We start from the raw sequence: 22,836 nt of genomic DNA on the forward strand, positions 1-22,836 counted from the left end.
CGGGGTGGGTCGACCGGGCCCGACAGCCGACCCTATTTCCGACCTGCGGCGGCGGTGGACACAGGGGGGCGGGTGAAGGCCCTGGACGGAGCCTACGCGCGTGTGCGCGCCAGGGCGTTCGCGCGGGGGGCCACCCGCCGGAAGCGGAATGGCCACTTCTCGATCCTCACCCTGGATGTCCTGCGTCACACTCGTGAGGTTCATGTGGGTGACACGCTCATCCGTTTGCATGACTTCCACGAATCCTCCCCGAACCGACCACCGGGAGGACGGCTTGGGGGGGAGGGACGACATGGCACAGAGAGCGCACGGATTAAGAACGGCGGCCGCTGTTCTCGCGGCCGCCGGACTGCTGGTGCTGGGTCTGCAGGCGCCCGGCGCATCGGCCGCGGGCGAGCCCCGCATCGATCTCAGGGTACTGGTCGTGGACAACGGCGACAGTCCCGTCGAGGCCGTCGCCGCCCAGTTGAAGAGCGAGGGCATTCCGTACACGACTGTGAACCTGAACGACTCGGGCCGCCCCACGATCGACGCGGCCTTCCTGAGCGACACGGTCGACGGCACGCCCCGCGCCAAGTACCAGGGCGTGGTCCTGCCCAACGAGGCGCCGTTCGGGGCGGGTTCGGCGGAAGCGACCGCGCTGGACGCCTACGAGACGACGTACGGCATCCCGCAGGTCGACGCCTACACCTGGGCGCACCCGGAGGTCGGTCTCGACTACGCGGCCTACACCGGGACCCTCGACGGGCGCGAGGCAGATGTCACCGCCGACGGCAAGGCGGGCTATTTCGGCTATCTTGACGGGCCGCTCACATTCGAGGACAACTCCGCCTCCGTGCAGGAGAGTTACGGCTTCGTGGCCACGCCGAGGACCGGTTTCACCAGCTACGTCGACACCGCCGTACCGGGCGGCACCGGGCGCGGCAGCCTGGTCGGCGAGTACGCGCACGACGGGCGCCGCGAACTGGTGCTGACCTTCGCGTACAACCAATACCAGGAGCAGTTCCGGGTGTTGGCGCGCGGCATCGTCGAATGGCTGACACAGGGCGTGCACCTGGGCCAGGCGCGCAACTATTTCTCTGTGCATGTCGACGACGTCTTCGCGCCCGACGACCGCTGGGACACCACACTCAACTGCACGCCCGGCGACTACGACTGCACGGGTGGCGGCACCGCGAGCACACCGATCCGGATGACCGCGGCCGACGCGCAGTACGCGGCCCAGTGGGAGCAGGACCACGGCTTCACCTTCGATCTGGCCTTCAACGCGGGCCTGGGCGAGGACTGGAAGAGCGAGAACGGCGGCACCGACGCCCTCACCGACCAACTCCTCGCGGACAAGGCCGACTTCCGCTGGATCAACCACACGTACACACACGAGTTCCTCGGCTGCGTCCAGGACCTGACGACGGTGCCCTGGAGCTGCGCGAAGAACGCGGACGGCACGACCCAGTACATGAGCCAGGCGGAGATCTCCGCGGAGATCGGGAACAACTACGACTGGGCGCTCGCCAACGGACTTCCGGTCGAGCGGGACGAGCTGGTCACCGGTGAGCACTCGGGTCTCAAGACGCTGCCCCAACAGCCCGACGACAACCCGAACCTGGCCGGCGCCCTCGCCGACAACGGCATCAAGTGGACCGGCTCCGACCACTCCCGCGAGGCCGACCAGCGGGCCGTGGGCGACGCCCTCACCGTGCCCCGCTACCCGATGAACGTGTACTACAACACGGGCACCAAGGCCGAGATGGCCGACGAGTACAACTGGATCTACACCTCCAAGGCCGACGGTGGCAGCGGTGTCTGCGAGAACAACCCGGACTCCACCTGCCTGTCCGCGCCCCTGGACACCGCCACCGGCTACGACGACTACATCGTCCCGCAGGAGGTGGCCACCGACCTCGGCCACGCCATCTCCAACGACCCGCTCCCGCACTACGCGCACCAGTCCAACCTGGCCGAGGATCGCGTGCTCTACCCGGTCCTGGACGGGGTACTCGCCGACTACCAGGCCCTGTTCGCCGACAACACCCCGCTGGAGAACCTGCGGGAGAGCGCGATCGGCACCGAACTGCAGAACCGCTCCGCCTGGCAGAGCGCCCTCGCGGACGGTTCCGTCGAGGCGTATCGCGTCGGCACCACCGTCACCGTCAACGCCCCCACAGGGATCCAGATCCCGTTGACCGCACCCGAAGGGACCACCCGGCAACTACCGCTCGGCACCACCGCGTTCGGGACGCCGTACGCGGGAGAGCGCTCGGCCTGGACCACGCCGGAGCTTACGCAGACCGCTCTCACGCTGAACCTGCCCGCCTGACCCCACGACAGCGCAGCGCAGCCAGCCATCTCGCGCACCCCGGCCGCCACCGACCGGCCGGGGTGCGCCAGAGCCGTCCCTAAGTTCCGCAGGGGGGAACTCGCATGATGCGTACCGGCCGTCATGTCACCATGCTCACCGAAGGCACCTATCCGCACGTCCACGGCGGGGTCAGCACCTGGTGCGACCAGCTCGTCAAGGGCATGCCCGAGGTGGACTTCCACGTCCTGTCGCTCACCGGCAGCGGTCGCGAACCCGTGACCTGGGAGCTGCCGCCCAATGTCTACCGGCACACCTCGGTGCCGACCTGGGGCCCGCGGCCCGGCCGCAAACGCGGCCCCTACGGCGCCGCCCGCCGCCGCTTCGTCGACGCCTACGAACGGTTCCTGCTCTCCTTCCTCGACCCCGAGGCGCCCTACGACTTCGGCGAGAGCCTGTACGAGCTGGCCGAACTCGCCCGCGACGGACGCCTGTCGGCGGCCCTGCGCACCGAGACCGCGCTGCGCTCGCTGATGTGGATCTGGACCATGCCGCATCTGGCAACGGCCGCCGCCCGCCCCACGGTTCACGACGCGCTGACGGCAACGGACCTGCTGGAGCACGCACTTCGCCCGCTGGGCGTCCGCATCCCCGAGGACTGTGTCGCGCACGCCGTCAGCAGCGGCCTCGCGACCCTGCCCGCGCTCGCCGCCCACCATCTCGACGGCGTGCCCTTCCTCCTCACCGAGCACGGCATCTACCTGCGCGAGCGCTACCTCGGCTATCGGCGCGACGGCCAACGCTGGCCCGTGAAGGCGTTCATGCTCGGCTTCTACCGCGAACTCAATTCGCACGGCTACAAGGCCGCCGACCTGATCACCCCGTGCAACCAGTACAACCGCCGCTGGGAGGAACGCGGCGGCGCCGACGGCGACAGGATCCGCACCGTCTACAACGGCGTCGACCCGGCCGCCTTCCCGCACGCGGGCCCCGAGCCGGAGATCCCCACGCTCTCGTGGTGCGGCCGCGTCGACCCCATCAAGGATCTTGAAACACTTCTACGCGCGTATGCGGCCGTCCGGGCCGAGATACCCGAGACCCGGCTGCGCCTGTTCGGCCCGGTGCCGCCCGGCGGTGAGGCCTACCGCACCAGGCTGGAGAAGCTCGCCGCCGAACTCGGCGTCACCGACGGGGTGACCTTCGAGGGCCGCATCAGCGAGGTGTGGCGGGCCTACGCGGCCGGTCATGTCGTCATGCTGTCGTCGATCTCCGAGGGCTTCCCGTTCTCCATCATCGAGGCCATGTCCTGCGGCCGTACGACCGTCTCGACCGACGTCGGGGGAGTGAGCGAGGCCGTCGGCGACACCGGACTCGTGGTGCCGCCGCGCGAGCCGGAGAAGATGGCCGCCGCCGCTCTCACTCTGCTCCGGGACGACGAACGCCGCCTGAAATTAGGTGAGTTGTCCCGGCAGAGGGTGATCGAGCGGTTCACGTTGCGTCGCTCGGTGGACAATTTCCGGACTATTTACCAGGAGCTGGCGGGCCGGCCCGAGGTGTACGAGCCCACGATCGAGACCGTCTCCGACTGGACCGCCGAACTGCGCGATCCGTGGTACAAGGCAGTCGCGACGGACGGAACCGACTGGTGACCGGTTCCATCTGGCTGCCACCCGGCGCGAGCCCCGACACCCTGCCCGGCGTCCCCAAGCAACGGCCCTCGCCGAGCTGGGCGGAGCCCGACCCGATCGACGAACTCGCCGAGCGCCTCGACGAGTTCGTCGCCGCGGCCGTACACCCCGACGAGATCGCCGCGCTCCTCGAATCCGACGGCATGTCGGACGACCAGATACGCGAGCGGTACGGCGTCAAGAACTCTTTCGCCCTCGCCGAGGAGCTGTACGAACGCGTCGGCCGCCGCTTCCCCGAACCGGACGGACCCGTCCACGACCCGTGGCAGGTCGGTCTGCTCGGCTGCCTGTTGCGGGGCGTGGTCTTCGCCCTGCCCGGCTTCGGCTACGTCCTCGGGTCACCGCTCCTCGCCGGCCGCCCCGAGGACCTGGGCCTCCCGGCCGGCACCATCCCGCTGCTGGCCGGCGCCCTGGTGGGCTGGACCTGGAACCAGGGGCTCGCCCACCGGGCGTACTCCTGGCTCGGATTGGGCGACCGGAGCGCCGCCCGCCGCAGCCTCCTGACCGGGGCGCCGCTCGGCATGCTGGCCGGTGCTCTGGTCGCGCTCGCCGCCGAGGGCACCGCGCACCCGATCGGGGTGGCCTTCGCCGCCGGCCAGTCCGTCTACCTCGGCGCGGCCACCGTCCTGCTGGTCATGGGCCGCGAACGGGCCCTGCTGGCCGGCCTGTTGCCGATGACGGCAGGCGCGGTCCTCGCCATGGTCCAACCGGTGCCGGACCCCGCGAGACTGGTCCTGCTGCTGGGCTCCCTGACCGCGGTGCTCGTCCTCGCCCTGGTCGAAGTCTCCCCGCCTGTAAGGGACTTGGGGGACGGAAGCTGGACCGCCGGGCTCCGGGCGCTGCTGCGCTTCGGCGCCGCCCCGAACCGGCCGTCCACCGTCGCACCCCGACTCGCCGCCAGCCTCCCCTACGCCCTGTTCGGCCTGAGCAGCGGCGCTCTCGTCCTGTACGCGGCGCTCGGCGACATCCTGGCCGGGCGGACCCACAGCGCGGTGGCCGCACCCGCCGCCGTGGCCCTCACCCTCAGCATGGGCCCCGCGGAATGGCTGCTCTACCGCTTCCGCAGCGGCAGCCTGGCGGGCCTGCGCTCCAGCAGCACCCCGAAGGCCTTCTGGCGCACGACAGGGCTCACCCTCCTCACCTGCCTGACCGGCTATCTGGCCGCCCTCTTCGCCCTCACCTGCCTCGCCACCACCCTCTGGCCCCACACCCCCGCCATCGGCGGAGTCGGCCTCGCCGGTCTGCTCCTGCTCGGCATGGTCCTGTGGACGGGCCTGCTCCTGCAGTCCTTCGGCGCGGTCCTCGGCGCGGCGGCGATCTGCTGCGCCGCCGCCACGGCCCAGACCCTGGCCCTGCTGACCCACGCGACCGGCGGCCCGCACTGGATCGCCCTGTTCGTCAACGGCACCGCCGCAGTGGTCCAAGCGGTCCTGGTCTGCGGCCTGTTGGGCAGGGTAACGGCGCACCGATGAGCCAACTGCTGGTCCCGTACTACGAGCACCCGACCCACCGCCCCGCCGAATGGGCCGCGATCGTGGCGGCGGCCCCCCGCCTCTACGGCGTGATCCTCAACCCGGCCAGCGGCCCCGGCGAAACCCCGGACCCCGCCTTCGCCAATACGGCGGCTCAACTGCGCGACGCGGGCGTGCGACTGCTCGGCTACACGGACACCGACTACGGCCGCCGTCCGTACGCCGATGTCGTCCAGGACCTCACCCACCACCGCGACTGGTACGGCACCGACGGCGTCTTCCTCGACCAAGTCGCCGCAGGACACGACCGGTTCAGGCACTACCAGCGCCTCGCCAAGGCAGCCTGGGGCCTCGGCTGCGGCACGCTCGTCCTCAACCACGGCACCACACCGCACCCGTCGTACGCCCGCATCGCCGACGTCCTGATCACCTTCGAGGGCCCCTGGACGACATACCGCGAGCTGCCCCCGCGACCCTGGCACGGCGCCCCCGGAGCCCGCCTCGGCCACCTCGTCCATGGCGTCCCGCCCGGCGTCGACGTCGAGGCTGTGGCCCGGTCGCGAGGGGCCTCGGTGCACTGCGCGGTACCGGGCGTGGGAGATCATCCCTGGGGTACCTTGCCCCACACCCTGGAGCCCGTTCCGTGAGACGCCCCGCCCCTCTCGTCGCCCTGCTCCTCCTGCTGCTCGCGGGCTGCACCTCCCCCCACGGCGACGAGCCGGACACCGGGAAACGGTGGCAGCCGCGTCCGGGCGTGGCCTGGCAGTGGCAGCTCAGCGGGCGGCTGGACACCTCCGTCGACGTGCCGGTCTACGACATCGACGGCTTCGACCAGTCCAAGGCGACCGTGACCGCGCTGCACGACAAGGGCCGCAAGGTCATCTGCTACCTCTCCACCGGCGCCTGGGAGGACTTCCGCCCGGACGCGAAGAAGTTCCCCAAGTCGGTGCTGGGCAAGGGCAACGGCTGGAAGGGCGAACGCTGGCTCGACATCCGGCGCACCGACGTCCTCGAACCCCTGATGGCGGCCCGCCTCGACATGTGCCGCGACAAGGGCTTCGACGCGGTCGAGCCCGACAACATGGACGGCTACCGCAACACCACCGGCTTCCCCCTCAAGGCCGCCGACCAACTCCGCTACAACCGCCTCATCGCCAGGCTGGCCCACGCCCGGGGCATGGCGGTCGGCCTGAAGAACGACCTCGACCAGATCCCCGCCCTGGTCGGCGACTTCGACTTCGCGGTCAACGAACAGTGCGCCCAGTACGGCGAATGCGACGCCCTGAAGCCCTTCATCACGGCGGACAAGGCGGTCTTCCACGTCGAGTACGAACTCCCGACGAGCCGCTTCTGCGCCGACTCCCGCCGCCTGAAGCTGAGTTCGCTGCAGAAGAAGTACGAGCTGGGGGCGTGGCGCAAGGCCTGTTGAGCGGATCAGTTCAGCGACAGGACGACGAGGGCCGTGGTCGCCGCCGTCTCCGCGAGCCCCCCGAACACGTCCCCGGTGACCCCGCCGAACCGACGCCTGCAGTGCCGCAGAAGAATCTCGGCGACGACCAGCGCCACGACGACGGCGACGACCGCGTGGACCCTGCCGCGCACCCCGAAGAACGGGCCGAGCGCGGCCGACACCACCAGGTAGGACAGGGTCATGGCAACCGCCCCTCCCGCCGGCACCACCCCCGCGACCGCGGCCCCCAGCCCCTCCGGCCGGGCCGCCGGCACCCCGGTGCGGGCGGCCCAGGTCAGTGCGAGCCGCGCCGCGACCGCCGAGACGATCGCGGCGGCGGCACCCCGGCCCCACGAGTCGCCGTAGAGCTGGGCGAGGACCGCCACCTGGGCGAGGAGGACGAGGACCAGGGTGAGGACACCGAACGGGCCGATGTCCGACTGCTTCATGATGCGCAGCGCGTCCTGTGCGGGCTTGCCGCTGCCGAGTCCGTCGGCGGTGTCGGCGAGCCCGTCCAGGTGCAGGCCGCGGGTGAGGACGGCGGGGACGGCGACGGTGGCGACGGCGGCGAGCAGCGGACCCGCGCCCAGGAACAGGAGCAGCAGCCCCAGCCCCGCCGCGCAGCCGCCGACGACCACGCCCACGACCGGGGCCGCCAGCATTCCGGCGCGCGCGGCCTCCCGGTCCCAGCGGGTCACCGTGACCGGGAGGACGGTCAGGGTGCCGAAGGCGAAGCGGAGGCCGTCACGGGGCGGGGTCTTGGACACCGGCGCAGGTTACCCGGCGGTCCGGAGGGCACTCCCGGCGGCCATCGCTAAAGTGCGCATATGGGACATTGGCTGCATCGCAACATCGTCGAACCGGGCAAACTGCCGCTGCTCCTCGCGCTCACCGCCTTCGTCCTGACGTTTCTCATCACCCGTGTCATCACCCGCCTGATCCGCGCGGGCAAGGGCCCCTTCGGCAACGTCAAGGCCGGTGACGTCCACATCCACCACGTGGTCCCCGGCGTGGTCCTCAGCATCCTCGGCGGCTTCGGCGCGGTGGCCAGCAGCCGCTACGGCGTCGGATCGGCCCTGTTCGCGATCGTCTTCGGCATCGGCGCGGGCCTGGTGCTGGACGAGTTCGCGCTGATCCTCTACCTCGACGACGTGTACTGGACCGAGGCAGGCCGCAAGAGCGTCGAGGCGGTGGTGCTCACGGCGGCACTGGTCGGCTTCGTCCTCGCCGGCTTCTCGCCCTTCGGGGTCAACGACCTCAGTGACGCCGAACTCCACGACCGCGCGAACGTGATCGTCAGCGTCGCGGTGAACTTCCTCTTCTCCCTGATCGCCCTCAGCAAGGGCAAGGCCCGCACGGCGGTCTTCGGCATCCTGGTCCCGCTGGTCGCCCTCGTCGGCGCGATCCGCCTCGCCCGCCCCGGTTCTCCCTGGGCCAAGCGCTTCTACCGCACCCGCCGCCACCGGGCCCGAGCCCGCTCCACGCTCCGCGCCTACCACCACGACCGCCGCTGGGCGGGCCCGCGCCGGGCCGTCCAGGACTGGATCGGCGGAAAGCCGGACCCGGAGCCGGTGCGGATCCCCGGCAGACGGTGAGCGCGTCCCGGGCCGCGCCTACCGCACCCGCAGCCGGCGATGCCGTAGCGCCGAAGCCAGGCACAGCAACCCCACGGCGATGATCGCCGCCAGATGTTCCTTGCCCGCGAGGTTGCCCTTCAGCATGACCTCGACGGCCATCGCCCCCGTCACCGCGAGCGCCGTGGCGTACGCGCCGTAGCGCCAGGCGACGAACACGGCGAGGCCGACCACCGCGGCCGAGGGGCCGGTGTCCACGACCAGCCGGTCCGAACTCGGCAGCCCGAACGGGTTGTCGAAGCCGAGCCAGATGCCGAGGCGGGCGTAGAGCGTGCCGGCGAGGGTCGCGGCGTAGGCGATGACCAGCGTGCGCCACCGGCCCAGGCAGATCTCCGCGATGCCGAACACGAACAGGATCTGCGCCAGCGCACCCCACACGGGCAGATCCAGTGCCGGGACGAACAGGGAGAGGGGGGTGCGCAGGAGGGACAGCCAGAGCGGGTCGACGGCCCGCACGCCCCCCACGTTCTGCACGAACCGATAGCCCCACGACTGGTTCTGTACGAACTGGAGCGACGCGGTCAGCAGCACCGCCCCGATGGTCATCGGAATCACCCGCAGGTGCCGCTTCAACAGCGGCTCGCGCACGGTGACGTAGAGCAGTCCCCATTCGGCGCGGGCCCAGCGGGCGAGCCTGGTCATCCGAAGGTCCTCATCTGTGGGTCTCCAGGTGCTTGCGGTGCAGCCACTTCGGCAGTCCCGGCGCCTCCAGGAACCCTTCCGCCCGCGCCGACGCGAGGCCGATGCGCAGCAGGTCCGCGCTCTTCTCGAAGAGCAGGAACCGGGGTTCCCAGATGGGCCGGTACTTGGCGTTGGCGCGGTACAGCGACTCGATCTGCCACCAGCGCGAGAAGAAGCTGAGGAGTGACCTCCACAGCCGCAGCACCGGCCCGGCGCCGATCCGCGCCCCCCGTTCAAAGACCGAGCGGAACATGGCGAAGTTGAGCGAAACCTGGGTGATTCCGATTTCCTGGGCGCGGCGGAGCAGTTCGATCACCATGAACTCCATCAGCCCGTTGTCGGAGTCCCGGTCCCGCCGCATCAGGTCCAGGGACAGCCCGTGCGGCCCCCACGGCACGAAGGACAGCACCGCCTTCAACTCACCGTTCCCGTCCGTGCATTCGAGCATCACGCACTGCCCGTCGTCCGGATCCCCGAGCCGTCCCAGCGCCATGCTGAACCCGCGCTCGGTGGCCCCGTCCCGCCAGTCGTCGGCCCGCTTCAGCAGATACGCCATCTCATCGGCCGGGATGTCCTCGTGCCGCCGGATCCGCACGGTGTACCCGGCCCGCTTCACCCGGTTGTAGGCCTGCCGCACGGTCCGCATGGCGCGCCCCTCCAGCGTGAACTCGGCGACCTCCACGAGGGCTTCGTCCCCGAGTTCGAGGGCGTCGAGCCCGTGCCGCGCGTAGACGGTGCCGGCCTCCTCGCTCGCCCCCATCACGGCCGGAATCCACCCGTGAACCCGCGCCTCCGCCAGCCACGGCTCGATCGCGCCGGGCCACGCCTCCGGGTCGCCGATCGGGTCGCCGGAGGCCAGCGACACCCCGCCGACGACCCGGTAGGCGACGGCCGCCTTGCCGGTCGGCGACCACACCACGCTCTTCTCCCGGCGCAGCGCGAAGTACCCGAGCGAGTCCCGCTCGCCCTGCCGCTCCAGCAGTGCCCGCAGCTTCTTCTCGTCGTCCTCGGTGAGCGGGTCGACGGCACGCCGGGAGCGGAACGCGGCGTAGAACACGGCGAGGACCAGGACGGTGCTGAGCACGTTGATGGTCACGTTGGCCCAGTTCGGGGTCCAGATGCCGGGGAAGCGGTTCTCCGGGGCGGCGATGGACACCAGCCGGAACGCGCCGTAGCGCCAGCGCTCCACGAAGGTCGAACGGGACGCGTCGTGCGCCTGGTTGGTGATGGTCACCAGCAGTCCGGCCAGCAGCGAGGCGGCCACGGTGCCGCCGACCGCGACGACGGCGGCCAGCCGGGGGTTGGACCGGTCGCCCTTCGCGTAGAACTCCCGCCGCCCCACCAGCAGCGCGGCGACGAACGCGGCGGTCAGCCCCAGGGAGATCCAGTTCTGCGCGTAGCGCCGGATCTCCGGGAACGACATCGCGAACCCGAACAACGCCAGGAACAACCCGCTGACCACCAGGTTCAGGATCCACGCGGCCCGTTTGCGGCGGCGCATGGTGATCGCGAGGAACGCCGTGAAGACCCCGGACGCGAATCCCGCCGTCAGCAGGTACGGGGTGAAGAAGTTCTCCTGGTTGTGCCGTCGCACGTCCTGCCCCAGCGAAACCCACGCCGCGCTGAGGAAGTTGATGAACGCGACCGCCCGCAGATACCAGACGGCGAAGGCCGCGGCCCGCCGCGAGGCACCGCCTGAGCTATGACGTTCTTGAACGGGCCCGACCCGGACATCTCCCATGAAGGAGGATCATATGGGCGTTGTTGCGGCGAACAGTTCTTTTCCGTCGCCGCAACGATCACACCCAGGTCACTCTTCGGGCTTCTCGTTCTCGGCGGGGTCGCCGGCCGCCGGCAACTCCTCCGGCCTGAGCGGCGGTTCGGCGGTGAGGGCCGCCGCGGCCTCTCCCGGTCCTGCGGCCGCTTCGGGCTCCACGGTGGCGGACGGCGCATCCGGTGTCGCGGACCTCTCCGCGGTCTCCGGCTGCACGGACCCCTTCGCCACTTCCGGCTCCGCCGACTTCTCCGGCCCCGCCGCCGGCTCCTCCGACTCCTCCGGCTTCAGCGGCAGTTCGGCCGCCAGTGCCGCCGCGGCCTGCACCAGGGGGAGCGCGAGCAGCGCGCCCGCGCCCTCTCCGACGGTCACGCCGTGGTCGAGGAGGGGCTCCAGAGCCATCCGGTCCAGGGCCTTCGCCTGGCCCGGCTCGCCGCTGCTCTGGCCGGCCAGCCACCAGTCCGGGGCCCGGAACGCGACCCGCTGACCGACCAGCGCGCAGGCGGCCGCCACGACCCCGTCCAGGATCACCGGCAACTTCCGTACGGCACTCTGCAGCAGGAACCCGGTCATCGCGGCGAGGTCCGCCCCGCCGACCGTCGCGAGCAACTGCAACTGGTCCCCGAGCACGGGCCGGGCCCGCCGCAGCGCGTCCCGGATCGCCGCGCACTTGCGCATCCAGGCCAGGTCATCGATCGCCAGCCCGCCCCGACCGGTGACCACGGACGCGTCGGTGCCGCACAGCGCGGCGATCAGCACGGAGGCCGGTGTCGTACCGCCCACGCTCACATCGCCGAGGACCACCAGATCCGTACCGGAGTCGGCCTCCTCGTCGGCGACGGCGACGCCGGCGTTGAACGCGGCCTCCGCCTCCTCCAGAGTCAGCGCGTCCTCGATGTCGATCCGCCCGCTGCCCCGCCGTACCCGGTGCTTCACGACCTCGTCGGGCAGCGAGCCGGGCTCGCAGTCCAGGGCCATGTCCACGACCCGCACCGGCACACCGAGCCGCCGGGCCAGCACGGCCGCCGGGCTGCCGCCCTCCAGCAGCGACCGCACCAACTGGTCGGCGGTGCCCGCCTGTCGGGCCGACACGCCGAGTTCGGCGATCCCGTGGTCGCCCGCGAACAGCACCACACGCGGCCGCTCGATGGGCCGCACCGGCACGGCGGACTGCGCGGCCGCCAGCCACTCACCCAGGTCGTCGAGTCGGCCCAGCGCCCCGGGCGGCACGATCTGACGTTCACGACGCGCCTCGGCGTCACGGCGCACACCACCGTCGGGGCGCTCGATCAGATCGGTGAAGTCGTCGAGATTAAGCGAGCTCATTCGCCGAACAGTACCGGCAGCGATCGAACACGTCAGAGCCACATCGCCACCACGCCCCCAGGACGTTCTTACCGCCAAGATCGAGATCCCGTACGTATCGTTTTGCCCCGTATTGTCGTACGTCTTCGGGAGCCGCCCATGAACAGCCTGCGCACCCGCGTCAGCGCCCTCGACGAGCGCCGCCGCCACCGGGTGCTGGCCCGCGCGATCCTGCGGCTCCTCCCCGAACCGGAGAGCTGGCTCGACGTGGGAACGGGAGACGGCCGCTTCCCCGGGACGGCGAAGCAACTCTTCCCGTACACGTCCTTCGACGGCGTCGACCCCACCCCCCGGGTGGTCCGGGCCCGCGCGGCCGAACTCATCGAGGAGGCCTACGCCGGCCTCCTCACCGACCCCCACATCACCACGGCCCTGCGCACCCGCTACGACGTCGTCACCCTCCTCCGCGACCGCTCACCCGCCCCCGACCCCGAAGCGGAACTCCACGCGGCCCTCACGGTCCTGCGCCCCGGCGGCCTCCTCCTCGTGGAAGCCGGCTCCGACGACCTGCGCACGGAACTGGAGTCCCGGGCCTGCACGATCGTCACCGAGCCCCGCCGCCTCCCGGACCGTTTCCCCGCCCCGCGACGGATCATCGCCCGCCGGAACGTGCCGTAGGGCCTGTCCGCCGGATCGTGCCGCAGACGCCGGGCTCGGCACGCCGATCCGTGGTGTCGTCGTCGGTCGCCGACCCCTCCACTCTCGAACGACCTCGCGCGGGCCCCATCGCGCCGACTCCCTCCGCCGCCCTGCACCTCGACGCACCAAGCCCCGCACGTCCGCGCCGACCGGCGACCGCCGCTGTCGTCCGACCCCGATCCGCCGAACCCGCCCGTTGGGCTGTCCGGCGGATCACGCCGCAGACGCGGGGTCCGCCACGCCCACCTGCGGCGTTGTCCTCGGTCGCCGACGTCTCCCAGCCTTCGGCAGGGAGGTGTCCCCACCGCGTCGCCCGCGGCGGCAGCCGCTGGTGTCTGCGCCTCCTCCGCCGTGCAGGTGGACGCACCAGACCCCGCTCACCTCGGCTGATCAGTCACCGCTGCTTTCCTGCGACTTGATCCGCCGAACCCGCCCTAGCCGCGCAGCGCGAGCGCCTGGCCCGCCACCACCAGCAGCACGTGCTCGCACTCACCGGCGATCGCCGCGTTCAACCGCCCCAGCTCGTCCCGGTACCGGCGCCCGGACGCGGTCGACGGCACGATCCCCGAGCCCACCTCGTTCGACACGGCGACGAGGGTCCGGCGCGTGGCGCGCACCGCGGCGGTCAACTCCCGTACCCGCTCCCGGAGCGCCTTCTCGCCGCCGTCCGCCCACTCCGCGTCGTCCCACGCCCCCACGGAGTCCATGGCGTCCGTCAGCCACAGCGACAGACAGTCGACCAGCAGCGGCGGCCCGTCCTCGGCCAGCAGCGGCACCAGATCGCAGGTCTCCGCCGTACGCCACGACCCCGGCCGCCGCTCGCGGTGTGCGGAGACCCGGGCCGCCCACTCGGTGTCCCCGTTGCGCGAGCCGCCGGTCGCGACGTACAGCACATCGGGGAACGCCTCCAGCCGCCGCTCCGCCTCCACGGACTTCCCGGACCGCGCGCCGCCCAGCACCAGCGTCCGGCGCGGCACATCGGGCACGTCCTCGTACACCCCCACGGTCAGCGTCGTCCCGTCCGGCACGGCCCGCGCCCCCACGGCGGCCAGCCGTCGCGTCAACTCCGCGCCCGGCGGCACATCGTGATCGAGATGTACGGCGATCACGTCGGTCGCCGGTCCCATCGCGCCCACCGCCCGCAACTTGGCCAGCGCGTCCGGCCGTTCGACAACATCGGCGAGCACCATGTCGTACGACTCGGCGGCCCCCTCCTCAAGCCCGGCCGGCGCGGCCCCGGGCGGCAGATACAGCACCCGCTGCCCGTCGGGGCCGGTGACCGCGTACCCGGTGCCGGGCGCGTCCATCGCCACCGCCCGCACCCGATGCCCCGTCAACAGCGCCAGCTCCCGCCCGTCCGGCACCCGCCCCGGCTGCGGCAGCCCGGCCGGCACCTCCACCGGGGGCCCGTCGTGCGGATGCGACAACAGCACCTGCCGTACGCCGCCCAGCGAGTGCCCGGCGCGCGCCGCCGCGAAGGCCGCACCCGGGGTCAGATCCAGCAGCAGCGTCCCGTCCACGAGCACCGCGGTGGCCGCCCGCGCGTCCACCCCGAGCGAGACGGCGCAGGCCGCGCAGGGGCAGTGGGGACGCGGGAGTCCCGCGGGGGCGCCGGTGCCGAGCAGAGTGAGTTCCACGGTGCTGATTTTCGCGCGTCTGACCAGGTGTCGCGCATCCGACTACTCTTCTCGGCAGAAGCCGGACCAAGATCCGGCTTCTGCTCTGCATGCGCTGAGACCTTGGAGGCGTACATGGCGGCATGGATCTGGCGGTTCGAGAAGTCCGACGGGACCGAGGTCGAACCCGCGGTCCCGCCGGAGGAGTTCACCACGCAGGGGGACGCGGAGTCCTGGCTCGGCGAGGTGTGGAAGGACCTCGTCGCGGGTGGCGCGGACCAGGTACGGCTGTTCGAGGACTTCACGGAGATCTACGGCCCGATGAGTCTGCACGCCGAGGAGGCGTAACGGGGGGAGGGGCGGCCGCGGAAACTCAGCCGCCCCTTCTCGCTACTGCTCGCCCAGCGTCACATCGACCTTCTTCGACGCACCGTTGCGTGTGTAGGTCACCGTCGTCCTCTGCCCGGGCTTGTCGGACGCCAGCGCCTCCGACAGCGAGGTGATCGTGCTGATGTCCGTGTCGCCGAGCTTCGTGATGATGTCGCCGGCCAGGATCCCGGCCTTGTCCGCGGCCCCACCGCTCTTCACGTCGACAACGGCGACCCCGGCCGCCTGATAACTGGCGTCGACGACCGTACGGCCGGTGATCCCGAGCGCGGCCCGGCCCGAGTCGGTGACCTTGCCGTCCTTGACGATCTGGCCGGCGACCGTCTTCACCATCGACGAGGGGATCGCGAACCCGATCCCGGGCGCGGCACCGCCCCCGAAGCTGGGGTCGGTCGCCGCGAGCGTCGGGATGCCGATGACCTGCCCGTCGAGGTTCACCAGCGCGCCCCCGCTGTTGCCCGGGTTGATCGCGGCCGAAGTCTGCACCATGTTGGCGATGGTCGCGCCCGTACCGCCGTCGCTGCCGCCCTCGCTGACGGTCCGTCCGGTCGCCGACACGATGCCCTGCGTCACGCTGGACGACAGCCCGAGCGGCGAGCCCATCGCGAGGACGATCTGCCCCACCGCGACCTTGGAGGAGTCGGCGAAGGTCGCCGCCTTCAACCCGTCCGGCACCTTGTCCAGCTTGACGACGGCCAGGTCCTGCTCGGGATACGAGTAGACCAGCTTGGCGGTGAGCACGTCCTCGCTGTTCGCGGTGGTCACCTTGAAGGTCTTCTCGTCCCCGACCACGTGCGCGTTGGTGACGATGTGCCCCCGGTCGTCGTAGACCACGCCCGACCCCAGATCACTGCTGGCCTGGATCTGCACGACCGACGGCAGGACCTCCTTGATCACCTTCTGGTAGTCGCTCTGCAGGTCCTCGCCCGACATCGGCACGGCGGCCTGGGCCGCCTGCGCGGTCGAGGCGTCCTTCTTCGACGAGGACCCGGAGCCGGAACATCCGGCGACCAGCGCGAGCGAGCAGACGAGAAGAGCGATGGGCCGGAGGGCACGAGTACGGGGAGAGTCCATACGCCGAGTGTCTCTTTGGGGTGAATGTCCGGCTCGTGCTGCTGGCCCGAACGGGCCCCCGGGGGAAGGGGCGTGCGGTCAGCCCCGCACGCCGCACAGATGCAGCAGCGCGGCCACCGACCGGTACGGATCCGTCCGCCCGGCCCGCTCCTCGACGGCCAGCAGCGACTCCACGTCCGCCGGGATCTCGGCCCCCTCAGGAGCCGTGTCGGTGAAGACCCGCACGCCGTACCAGGAGTGCAGCGGCGCCCCGATCCCCGCCAGCGTCGCCGTCAGGGTGGCCAGCCGGTCCGCCCGCACGTCGAGGCCCAGCCGGTTGCGGTACGCGGTCGAGTCGAACGCGGCCGACGCTCCAGCCCAGTCCCAGGACAGCCCCGGGCGCATCGCCAGCGCGTCGGCGTTCCGCACCAGCAGCGACAGCAGGCCGCCCGGCGCCAGCATCCGCGCCAGTCCCGCGAGCAGCGGGTCGGGCTCGGACACGTACATGAGGACGCCATGACAGAGCACGACGTCAAAGCTGCCCGGCAGGAAGTGCACGCCCGTGTCCCGGCCGTCGCCCTCGATGATCCGCACCCGCTCCCGGATGCCCTCGGGCTCCCCGGACAGCGCCGCACGGGCCGCGGCGACCATCTTCGGTTCCTGCTCGAGCCCGGTCACCTGGTGCCCGGCCCGGGCCAGCCGCAGCGCCTGCGTGCCCTGGCCCATGCCGACGTCGAGCACCCGCAGCCGCTGTCCGACGGGATACCGGCCGGCTATCTGCTCGTCGAGCTGCCGGGCCACCAGCTCCTGTCGTACGACATCCCGCAGCCCACCGAGCTTGTCCAGCCAGGCATCGGCCGCGCCCCCGGTGAAGGAATCCGCGCTCAGGGCTTCTCTCCGCGCTTGACCTGCGGCTTCGGCAGCCGGAGTCGACGCATCTGGAGGGAACGCATCAGCGCGTAGGGCACCGCGCCCTTCCGGTTCTGGTCGGGGAAGCGCTCCGCGAGCCGCTGGCGCAGCCGGTACACGTTCCAGAACGAGTCGACCAGGATCAGGATGATGATCACGAGCCACAGCAGCAGCGCGATGTTCTGCAGCGCGGGCACCTGCACCACGCTGAGCACGAGGATGACCACGGCCATCGGCAGGAAGAACTCGGCCACGTTGAACCGCGCGTCGATGTAGTCACGCGCGAACTTGCGGACCGGCCCCCGGTCACGGACGGGCAGATCCCGCTCGTTGCCACGGCCGGACAGCGCCTGGCGCTGCCGCTCCAACTGCACCCGCCGCTCGTCGCGCTGCCGCTTGGAGGCGTCCTTGCGCGTCAGCGTGGTGTTGGCCACGCTGCGGCGCTGGGTCTGCGACTCACTGCGCTTGGGCGTGGGCCGACCCTTGGGGGCCTGCGGGTCTCTGGGCTGCTTGGAGTCGGTCGGCGAGGCCTTGTCGGCGGTCGCGGCCTTCTCATCCTTGGCACGGCTACGGAACACAAAACCCAAGCTTACGGGGTGGGCGGGGTTGGACCCCAGCCCGGTGGGGAACGATCCGGCAACACCAGTCGTCTGTAGGGGGACAAGAGGGGCGTTGCAGACGGTCGGCTCCGGGCCGTTACCCGGGGAGCACCTACTCCTTACGCCGGAGCGGGGCCGTAGGCAGTCGTCCTTGGGGATGAGCGCATCCGTCCCCGAACAGTGCGGTAATGGATGCAGACCCCGTACCGTGGGTTCTGCAGTAGTCGCTTGAGCTGAAGTCCGTCAGAAGGGGGCGCGCGAAGCCCATGAGCGGTGTCATGAAGCGTATGGGGATGATCTTCCGCGCGAAGGCGAACAAGGCCCTTGACCGGGCCGAGGACCCGCGCGAAACCCTCGATTACTCGTACCAGAAACAGCTGGAGCTGCTTCAGAAGGTGCGCCGTGGTGTGGCCGACGTCGCCACGTCCCGCAAGCGGCTGGAGCTTCAGCTCAACCAGCTCCAGTCGCAGTCCTCCAAGCTGGAGGACCAGGGCCGCAAGGCGCTCGCCCTCGGCCGCGAGGACCTGGCCCGCGAGGCGCTCTCGCGCCGCGCCGCGCTCCAGCAGCAGGTGACGGACCTGGAGACGCAGCACACCACCCTCCAGGGCGAGGAGGAGAAGCTCACCCTCGCGGCCCAGCGCCTCCAGGCCAAGGTGGACGCCTTCCGCACCAAGAAGGAGACCATCAAGGCCACGTACACGGCGGCCCAGGCGCAGACCCGGATCGGCGAGGCCTTCAGCGGCATCTCCGAGGAGATGGGCGACGTCGGCCTGGCCATCCAGCGTGCCGAGGACAAGACCCAGCAGCTCCAGGCCCGCGCCGGCGCCATCGACGAACTGCTCGCCTCCGGTGCCCTCGACGACCCGACCGGCATGGCCAAGGACGACATCCAGGCCGAGCTGGAACGCCTGTCGGGTGGTACGGATGTAGAGCTGGAACTCCAGCGCATGAAGGCGGAGCTGGCCGGCGGTTCGTCCACTCCCCAGCAGGCGATCGAGGGCGGCACCGACAAGGCGCAGCCCCAGCAGCCGCAGGACACTCCGCGCTTCGACAAGCAGTGATCTGATGTGACGGCCCACGCCTGAGGAGGGCGACATGATCGTACGGATCATGGGGGAGGGGCAGGTGAGGCTGGCCGACGGCCACCTCACCGAGCTGAACAAGCTGGACGACGTACTCCTGACCGAGGTACGCGCCGGCGACGGCCCCGCCTTCCGCCAGACCCTCCAGGCCCTCCTGGCGAAGGTCCGCGAACTGGGCGAGCCGCTGCCGGACGACTCCCTGGAGCCGTCGGAGCTGATCCTCCCGTCCCCGGACGCGACCCTGGAGGAGGTCCGGGACCTGCTGAGCGACGACGGTCTGATCCCGGGCTGACCTTCTCCACTCCACGGGGACCCCGACACCGGCCACCCACAAGGAGACGCACCGTTGGCCCCCGTTCAGCCCCTGGCGGGAACCCCACTGGACCGCGCCCGCTGCCAGTTGGACGCGCATCCCTCCGCGCTGGACGCCGCCCTCGCCGCCGCCGTGCTCGTGTGCATGGTGGCCGGTTCGTTCGTGGACCCGCACGGTGGTCATGGCCTGAGCTGGGGCATCCGCGTCCCGGACCCGCTCAGCCTGGTGCTCATGGCGGTCGGCGCCGCCGCGCTCGTCTTCCGCCGCCGCGCCCCCATGCTGGTCCTCGCCGTCACCGGCACCGCCTCCCTGATCGAGAGCGTGACCAGTGATCCGCGCGCCCCGGTCGCGATGTGCGCCGTGGTGGCCCTGTTCACCGTCGCCGTCTCCACCGACCGCTCCACCACCTGGCGGGTCGGCCTGCTCACGATGACCGTGCTGACCGGCGCCGCGATGCTCGGCGGCCCCCTCCCGTGGTACGCGCAGGAGAACCTCGGCGTCTTCGCCTGGACCGGCCTGGCGGCCGCCGCCGGTGACGCCGTACGCAGCCGCAAGGAGTTCGTGCACGCCATCCGCGAGCGCGCCGAACGGGCCGAACGCAGCCGCGAGGAGGAGGCCCGCCGCCGTGTCGCCGAGGAGCGGCTGCGGATCGCCCGCGACCTGCACGACGTGGTCGCCCACCACATCGCCCTGGTCAATGTGCAGGCCGGAGTCGCCGCCCACGTCATGGACAAGCGCCCCGACCAGGCCAAGGAGGCCCTCGCCCACGTACGCGAGGCCAGCCGCTCGGCGCTCAACGAACTCCGCGCCACCGTCGGCCTGTTGCGCCAGTCCGGCGACCCCGAGGCACCCACCGAACCGGCCCCGGGCCTGGACCGCCTCGAAGAACTCGCCGACACCTTCCGCAACGCGGGCCTGCACGTCGAGGTGGCCCGCGCCGACAACGGCACCGCCCTCCCCGCCGCCGTGGACCTGGCCGCCTACCGCGTCATCCAGGAAGCCCTCACCAATGTGCGCAAGCACGCCGGTACGCAGGCCAAGGCCGAGGTGAGTGTCGTCCGCGTCGGACCGAACGTGGAGGTCACCGTCCTCGACAACGGCTCCGGCGAGTCCGGCGAGGAGGAGGACCCCGACTCCGGCGGCGGCCACGGCCTGCTCGGCATGCGCGAACGCGTCACCGCCCTGCGCGGCACCCTCACCACCGGTCCCCGGTACGGAGGCGGCTTCCGCGTCCATGCGATCCTGCCGGTCAAGACCCGTCCACGCGCCTCGGGGGACCCCGTATGACGATCCGTGTCCTGCTCGCCGACGACCAGGCCCTGCTGCGCAGCGCCTTCCGCGTGCTCGTCGACTCGGAGCCCGACATGGAGGTCGTGGGAGAGGCCTCGGACGGTGCGCAGGCCGTACGACTGGCGAAGGAGGAGCGGGCCGACGTCGTGCTGATGGACATCCGGATGCCCGGCACGGACGGCCTCGCCGCCACCCGCATGATCAGCGCCGACCCGTCCCTCGCCCAGGTCCGGGTGGTCATCCTGACGACCTTCGAGGTCGACGACTACGTGGTGCAGTCGCTGCGCGCGGGCGCCTCCGGCTTCCTCGGCAAGGGCTCCGAGCCCGAGGAACTCCTCAGCGCGATCAGGATCGCCGCCGCCGGCGAGGCACTTCTCTCTCCGGTGGCCACCAAGGGCCTGATCGCCCGCTTCCTCGCCCAGGGCGACGCCTCGGACGACGACCGCGACCCCGCCCGCGCCGAACGCCTCGAAGCCCTCACCGTGCGCGAGCGCGAGGTCCTCGTCCAGGTCGCCGGCGGCCTCTCGAACGACGAGATCGCCGAACGGCTGGAGGTCAGCCCCCTGACGGTGAAGACCCACGTCAACCGGGCGATGGCGAAACTGGGCGCCCGCGACCGGGCCCAACTCGTCGTCACCGCCTACGAGTCGGGCCTGGTCCGGCCGCGAGTGGAGTAGCAGCCACGTCCGCTACGGCAGCGCCAGCATCCGCTCCAGCGCCAGCTTGGCGAACGCCTCCGTCTCCTTGTCCACCTCGATGCGGTTGACCAGGTTGCCCTCGGCGAGGGACTCCAGGGTCCAGACCAGGTGGGGAAGGTCGATGCGGTTCATGGTCGAGCAGAAGCAGACCGTCTTGTCGAGGAAGACGATCTCCTTGCCCTCGGGCGCGAAACGGTTCGCGAGCCGTCGTACGAGATTCAGCTCGGTGCCGATGGCCCACTTGGAACCGGCCGGGGCCGCCTCAAGTGCCTTGATGATGTACTCCGTCGACCCGACGTAGTCCGCGGCGGCCACGACCTCGTTCTTGCACTCGGGGTGGACGAGGACGTTGACACCGGGGATCCGGGCCCGCACGTCCTCCACCGACTCCAGCGAGAAACGGCCGTGCACCGAGCAGTGGCCGCGCCACAGGATCATCTTCGCGGCCCGCAACTGCTCTGTGGTGAGGCCCCCGTTGGGCTTGTGCGGGTTGTAGACGACACAGTCGTCGAGGCTCATGCCCAGGTCCCGGACGGCGGTGTTGCGGCCCAGGTGCTGGTCGGGCAGGAACAGGACCTTCGTGGTGGAGGGCTCGCCCTGCTCGAAGGCCCACTCCAGGGCGCGCTGCGCGTTCGACGAGGTGCAGATCGTGCCGCCGTGCCTGCCCGTGAACGCCTTGATGTCGGCGGACGAGTTCATGTACGACACGGGCACGACCTGCTCGGCTATACCGGCCTCGGTCAGCACGTCCCAGCACTCGGCGACCTGCTCGGCGGTGGCCATGTCGGCCATCGAGCAGCCGGCCGCGAGGTCGGGAAGGACCACCTTCTGGTCGTCGGAGGTCAGGATGTCCGCCGACTCGGCCATGAAGTGCACACCGCAGAACACGATGTACTCGGCCTCCGGGCGCGCGGCCGCGTCCCGGGCCAGCTTGAAGGAGTCGCCCGTGACGTCGGCGAACTGGATGACCTCGTCGCGCTGGTAGTGGTGGCCGAGCACGAACACCTTGTCGCCGAGCTTCTCCTTGGCCGCGCGGGCCCGCTCGACCAGGTCCGGGTCGGACGGCGAGGGCAGGTCGCCGGGACACTCGACGCCGCGCTCGCTCTTCGGGTCGGCCTCACGGCCGAGGAGCAGCAGGGCGAGGGGCGTCGGCTGTACGTCGAGCTCCTGGGTCTGGGCGGTGGTCACGACACGCACCCTTTCTGTTCTGCGGACCGGCCCGGTAGGGCCTTTTCGTCGAATTGACGTTATCTATCATAACCGCTTCACGTCAGTTTGACGATGTCCATAGCGTCGATGTGACATCAATCCCGGTGGGTGTCCGTCAGGCACACAGCGGGGGACCTTGCGGGGGTGTGCGAGCATGGAGAGAGGTGCCGAGGGAAAGACACCGGACGGGGTCCGGAATGAATCCGCGGCCCCGGCGGTTGACATCGTCGGCAAGCAGTCTCCGTACAACCCGGGAGAGATGTAGATGTCCGTATCGGACGAGACCAGCACCGTCACCGACGGCATCATCCTGTCCGACGCCGCCGCGGCGAAGGTCAAGGCCCTGCTCGACCAGGAAGGCCGTGAGGACCTGGCCCTGCGCGTCGCCGTCCAGCCCGGCGGCTGCTCCGGCCTGCGCTACCAGCTCTTCTTCGACGAGCGGTCGCTCGACGGCGATGTCGTCAAGGACTTCGGCGGCGTCAAGGTCGTCACCGACCGCATGAGCGCCCCGTACCTGGGCGGCGCCTCCATCGACTTCGTCGACACCATCGAGAAGCAGGGCTTCACGATCGACAACCCGAACGCGACGGGCTCCTGCGCCTGCGGCGACTCGTTCAGCTAAGCCCCTCAGCCAAGCCCGACAGGGCGGATGAGCACGGCGAAGGCGGCGGCCCCCTCCGA

General features: G+C 71.1%; 22 protein-coding genes. 13 read left to right on the forward strand and 9 right to left on the reverse strand.

The window, feature by feature from the left end:
* Positions 1 to 292 precede the first annotated feature (292 nt).
* The 5 genes from AB0M63_RS43900 (at position 293) to AB0M63_RS43920 (ending at position 6,885) form a co-directional block, all read left to right on the forward strand.
* Positions 293 to 2,317 (forward strand): hypothetical protein, encoded by a 2,025-nt coding sequence (locus AB0M63_RS43900; protein ID WP_366023329.1) that lies wholly within the window; start codon positions 293 to 295, stop codon positions 2,315 to 2,317.
* A 104-nt stretch (positions 2,318 to 2,421) separates the two neighbouring features.
* Entirely contained in the window at positions 2,422 to 3,945 is a 1,524-nt protein-coding gene (pelF, locus tag AB0M63_RS43905) for a GT4 family glycosyltransferase PelF (protein ID WP_366023330.1), read from the forward strand.
* Complete coding sequence (locus AB0M63_RS43910; RefSeq protein ID WP_366023331.1) at positions 3,942 to 5,456, forward strand: hypothetical protein; 1,515 nt, start codon at positions 3,942 to 3,944, stop codon at positions 5,454 to 5,456. Before pelF ends, AB0M63_RS43910 begins: the two co-directional genes overlap by 4 nt.
* Positions 5,453 to 6,103, forward strand: coding sequence for a spherulation-specific family 4 protein (locus AB0M63_RS43915; protein WP_366023332.1), 651 nt, complete (start codon positions 5,453 to 5,455; stop codon positions 6,101 to 6,103). Before AB0M63_RS43910 ends, AB0M63_RS43915 begins: the two co-directional genes overlap by 4 nt.
* The gene (locus tag AB0M63_RS43920; RefSeq protein WP_366023333.1) at positions 6,100 to 6,885 is read left to right on the forward strand and encodes an endo alpha-1,4 polygalactosaminidase; all 786 of its coding nucleotides are present in this window, start codon (positions 6,100 to 6,102) and stop codon (positions 6,883 to 6,885) included. The genes AB0M63_RS43915 and AB0M63_RS43920 overlap by 4 nt, the downstream gene beginning before the upstream one ends.
* Positions 6,886 to 6,890: 5 nt before the next feature.
* On the opposite strand, the gene AB0M63_RS43925 is transcribed toward AB0M63_RS43920, so the two are convergent.
* A complete protein-coding gene (locus tag AB0M63_RS43925) occupies positions 6,891 to 7,673 on the reverse strand; it encodes an adenosylcobinamide-GDP ribazoletransferase (protein ID WP_355909670.1) in 783 nt (260 codons plus the stop codon).
* A gap of 60 nt (positions 7,674 to 7,733) precedes the next feature.
* Here AB0M63_RS43925 and AB0M63_RS43930 point away from each other — a divergent pair, with 60 nt between their 5' ends.
* Positions 7,734 to 8,501 (forward strand): hypothetical protein, encoded by a 768-nt coding sequence (locus tag AB0M63_RS43930; RefSeq protein ID WP_355909673.1) that lies wholly within the window; start codon positions 7,734 to 7,736, stop codon positions 8,499 to 8,501.
* A gap of 18 nt (positions 8,502 to 8,519) precedes the next feature.
* Here the strand turns inward: AB0M63_RS43930 and AB0M63_RS43935 are convergent, their stop codons facing one another.
* The 3 genes from AB0M63_RS43935 to cobT form a co-directional block, all read right to left on the reverse strand.
* Positions 8,520 to 9,182 (reverse strand): hypothetical protein, encoded by a 663-nt coding sequence (locus tag AB0M63_RS43935; RefSeq protein ID WP_366023334.1) that lies wholly within the window; start codon positions 9,180 to 9,182, stop codon positions 8,520 to 8,522.
* 10 nt (positions 9,183 to 9,192) lie between these two features.
* On the reverse strand, positions 9,193 to 10,962 hold the full coding sequence (locus tag AB0M63_RS43940; protein ID WP_355909679.1) for a phosphatidylglycerol lysyltransferase domain-containing protein: 1,770 nt from the start codon (positions 10,960 to 10,962) through the stop codon (positions 9,193 to 9,195).
* Positions 10,963 to 11,031: 69 nt separating this feature from the next.
* Positions 11,032 to 12,321: a nicotinate-nucleotide--dimethylbenzimidazole phosphoribosyltransferase gene (cobT, locus tag AB0M63_RS43945; RefSeq protein ID WP_355909682.1), complete on the reverse strand. Its 1,290-nt coding sequence runs from the start codon at positions 12,319 to 12,321 to the stop codon at positions 11,032 to 11,034.
* Positions 12,322 to 12,459: 138 nt separating this feature from the next.
* Here cobT and AB0M63_RS43950 point away from each other — a divergent pair, with 138 nt between their 5' ends.
* A complete protein-coding gene (locus AB0M63_RS43950) occupies positions 12,460 to 12,978 on the forward strand; it encodes a methyltransferase domain-containing protein (RefSeq protein WP_366023335.1) in 519 nt (172 codons plus the stop codon).
* Positions 12,979 to 13,433: 455 nt separating this feature from the next.
* Here AB0M63_RS43950 and AB0M63_RS43955 read toward each other — a convergent pair whose 3' ends face one another.
* Positions 13,434 to 14,636 (reverse strand): bifunctional adenosylcobinamide kinase/adenosylcobinamide-phosphate guanylyltransferase, encoded by a 1,203-nt coding sequence (locus AB0M63_RS43955; RefSeq protein ID WP_366023336.1) that lies wholly within the window; start codon positions 14,634 to 14,636, stop codon positions 13,434 to 13,436.
* Positions 14,637 to 14,750: 114 nt separating this feature from the next.
* Here AB0M63_RS43955 and AB0M63_RS43960 point away from each other — a divergent pair, with 114 nt between their 5' ends.
* Complete coding sequence (locus AB0M63_RS43960; protein WP_366023337.1) at positions 14,751 to 14,963, forward strand: hypothetical protein; 213 nt, start codon at positions 14,751 to 14,753, stop codon at positions 14,961 to 14,963.
* 42 nt (positions 14,964 to 15,005) lie between these two features.
* Here AB0M63_RS43960 and AB0M63_RS43965 read toward each other — a convergent pair whose 3' ends face one another.
* From AB0M63_RS43965 to AB0M63_RS43975, 3 genes are all read right to left on the reverse strand, one after another.
* On the reverse strand, positions 15,006 to 16,076 hold the full coding sequence (locus AB0M63_RS43965; RefSeq protein WP_366023338.1) for a trypsin-like peptidase domain-containing protein: 1,071 nt from the start codon (positions 16,074 to 16,076) through the stop codon (positions 15,006 to 15,008).
* Positions 16,077 to 16,154: 78 nt separating this feature from the next.
* Positions 16,155 to 16,856, reverse strand: coding sequence for a methyltransferase domain-containing protein (locus tag AB0M63_RS43970; protein WP_355909695.1), 702 nt, complete (start codon positions 16,854 to 16,856; stop codon positions 16,155 to 16,157).
* An 83-nt stretch (positions 16,857 to 16,939) separates the two neighbouring features.
* Positions 16,940 to 17,581, reverse strand: coding sequence for a DUF3043 domain-containing protein (locus AB0M63_RS43975; RefSeq protein ID WP_355909741.1), 642 nt, complete (start codon positions 17,579 to 17,581; stop codon positions 16,940 to 16,942).
* 248 nt (positions 17,582 to 17,829) lie between these two features.
* Here AB0M63_RS43975 and AB0M63_RS43980 point away from each other — a divergent pair, with 248 nt between their 5' ends.
* From AB0M63_RS43980 to AB0M63_RS43995, 4 genes are read left to right on the forward strand one after another with little or no spacing between them, the layout of a single operon-like run.
* The gene (locus tag AB0M63_RS43980; RefSeq protein ID WP_026151695.1) at positions 17,830 to 18,624 is read left to right on the forward strand and encodes a PspA/IM30 family protein; all 795 of its coding nucleotides are present in this window, start codon (positions 17,830 to 17,832) and stop codon (positions 18,622 to 18,624) included.
* Between the two features lie 34 nt (positions 18,625 to 18,658).
* Positions 18,659 to 18,937: a hypothetical protein gene (locus AB0M63_RS43985; protein ID WP_355909699.1), complete on the forward strand. Its 279-nt coding sequence runs from the start codon at positions 18,659 to 18,661 to the stop codon at positions 18,935 to 18,937.
* A gap of 54 nt (positions 18,938 to 18,991) precedes the next feature.
* Positions 18,992 to 20,245, forward strand: a complete 1,254-nt coding sequence (locus tag AB0M63_RS43990; protein ID WP_355909702.1) for a sensor histidine kinase — start codon at positions 18,992 to 18,994, stop codon at positions 20,243 to 20,245.
* Positions 20,242 to 20,925 (forward strand): response regulator transcription factor, encoded by a 684-nt coding sequence (locus AB0M63_RS43995; protein ID WP_355909705.1) that lies wholly within the window; start codon positions 20,242 to 20,244, stop codon positions 20,923 to 20,925. Before AB0M63_RS43990 ends, AB0M63_RS43995 begins: the two co-directional genes overlap by 4 nt.
* A gap of 12 nt (positions 20,926 to 20,937) precedes the next feature.
* On the opposite strand, the gene nadA is transcribed toward AB0M63_RS43995, so the two are convergent.
* The gene (gene nadA / locus AB0M63_RS44000) at positions 20,938 to 22,134 is read right to left on the reverse strand and encodes a quinolinate synthase NadA (RefSeq protein ID WP_355909708.1); all 1,197 of its coding nucleotides are present in this window, start codon (positions 22,132 to 22,134) and stop codon (positions 20,938 to 20,940) included.
* A gap of 286 nt (positions 22,135 to 22,420) precedes the next feature.
* On the opposite strand from nadA, the gene AB0M63_RS44005 reads away from it, so the two are divergent.
* Entirely contained in the window at positions 22,421 to 22,777 is a 357-nt protein-coding gene (locus AB0M63_RS44005; protein ID WP_093827773.1) for an iron-sulfur cluster assembly accessory protein, read from the forward strand.
* The last annotated feature ends 59 nt before the right edge of the window (positions 22,778 to 22,836 follow it).

It is taken from the genome of Streptomyces sp. NPDC051576, from assembly GCF_040681835.1.
Classification (GTDB): domain Bacteria; phylum Actinomycetota; class Actinomycetes; order Streptomycetales; family Streptomycetaceae; genus Streptomyces.

What these genes read in the sequence shown, in the direction of transcription:
- AB0M63_RS43900 (WP_366023329.1), top strand. Translation starts at nt 293, where the DNA reads ATGGCACAGAGAGCGCACGGATTAAGAACGGCGGCCGCTGTTCTCGCG.
- pelF (WP_366023330.1), top strand. Translation starts at nt 2,422, where the DNA reads ATGATGCGTACCGGCCGTCATGTCACCATGCTCACCGAAGGCACCTAT.
- AB0M63_RS43915 (WP_366023332.1), top strand. Translation starts at nt 5,453, where the DNA reads ATGAGCCAACTGCTGGTCCCGTACTACGAGCACCCGACCCACCGCCCC.
- AB0M63_RS43930 (WP_355909673.1), top strand. Translation starts at nt 7,734, where the DNA reads ATGGGACATTGGCTGCATCGCAACATCGTCGAACCGGGCAAACTGCCG.
- AB0M63_RS43935 (WP_366023334.1), bottom strand. Translation starts at nt 9,182, where the DNA reads ATGACCAGGCTCGCCCGCTGGGCCCGCGCCGAATGGGGACTGCTCTAC.
- AB0M63_RS43940 (WP_355909679.1), bottom strand. Translation starts at nt 10,962, where the DNA reads ATGGGAGATGTCCGGGTCGGGCCCGTTCAAGAACGTCATAGCTCAGGC.
- cobT (WP_355909682.1), bottom strand. Translation starts at nt 12,321, where the DNA reads ATGAGCTCGCTTAATCTCGACGACTTCACCGATCTGATCGAGCGCCCC.
- AB0M63_RS43950 (WP_366023335.1), top strand. Translation starts at nt 12,460, where the DNA reads ATGAACAGCCTGCGCACCCGCGTCAGCGCCCTCGACGAGCGCCGCCGC.
- AB0M63_RS43960 (WP_366023337.1), top strand. Translation starts at nt 14,751, where the DNA reads ATGGCGGCATGGATCTGGCGGTTCGAGAAGTCCGACGGGACCGAGGTC.
- AB0M63_RS43965 (WP_366023338.1), bottom strand. Translation starts at nt 16,076, where the DNA reads ATGGACTCTCCCCGTACTCGTGCCCTCCGGCCCATCGCTCTTCTCGTC.
- AB0M63_RS43980 (WP_026151695.1), top strand. Translation starts at nt 17,830, where the DNA reads ATGAGCGGTGTCATGAAGCGTATGGGGATGATCTTCCGCGCGAAGGCG.
- AB0M63_RS43985 (WP_355909699.1), top strand. Translation starts at nt 18,659, where the DNA reads ATGATCGTACGGATCATGGGGGAGGGGCAGGTGAGGCTGGCCGACGGC.
- AB0M63_RS43995 (WP_355909705.1), top strand. Translation starts at nt 20,242, where the DNA reads ATGACGATCCGTGTCCTGCTCGCCGACGACCAGGCCCTGCTGCGCAGC.
- AB0M63_RS44005 (WP_093827773.1), top strand. Translation starts at nt 22,421, where the DNA reads ATGTCCGTATCGGACGAGACCAGCACCGTCACCGACGGCATCATCCTG.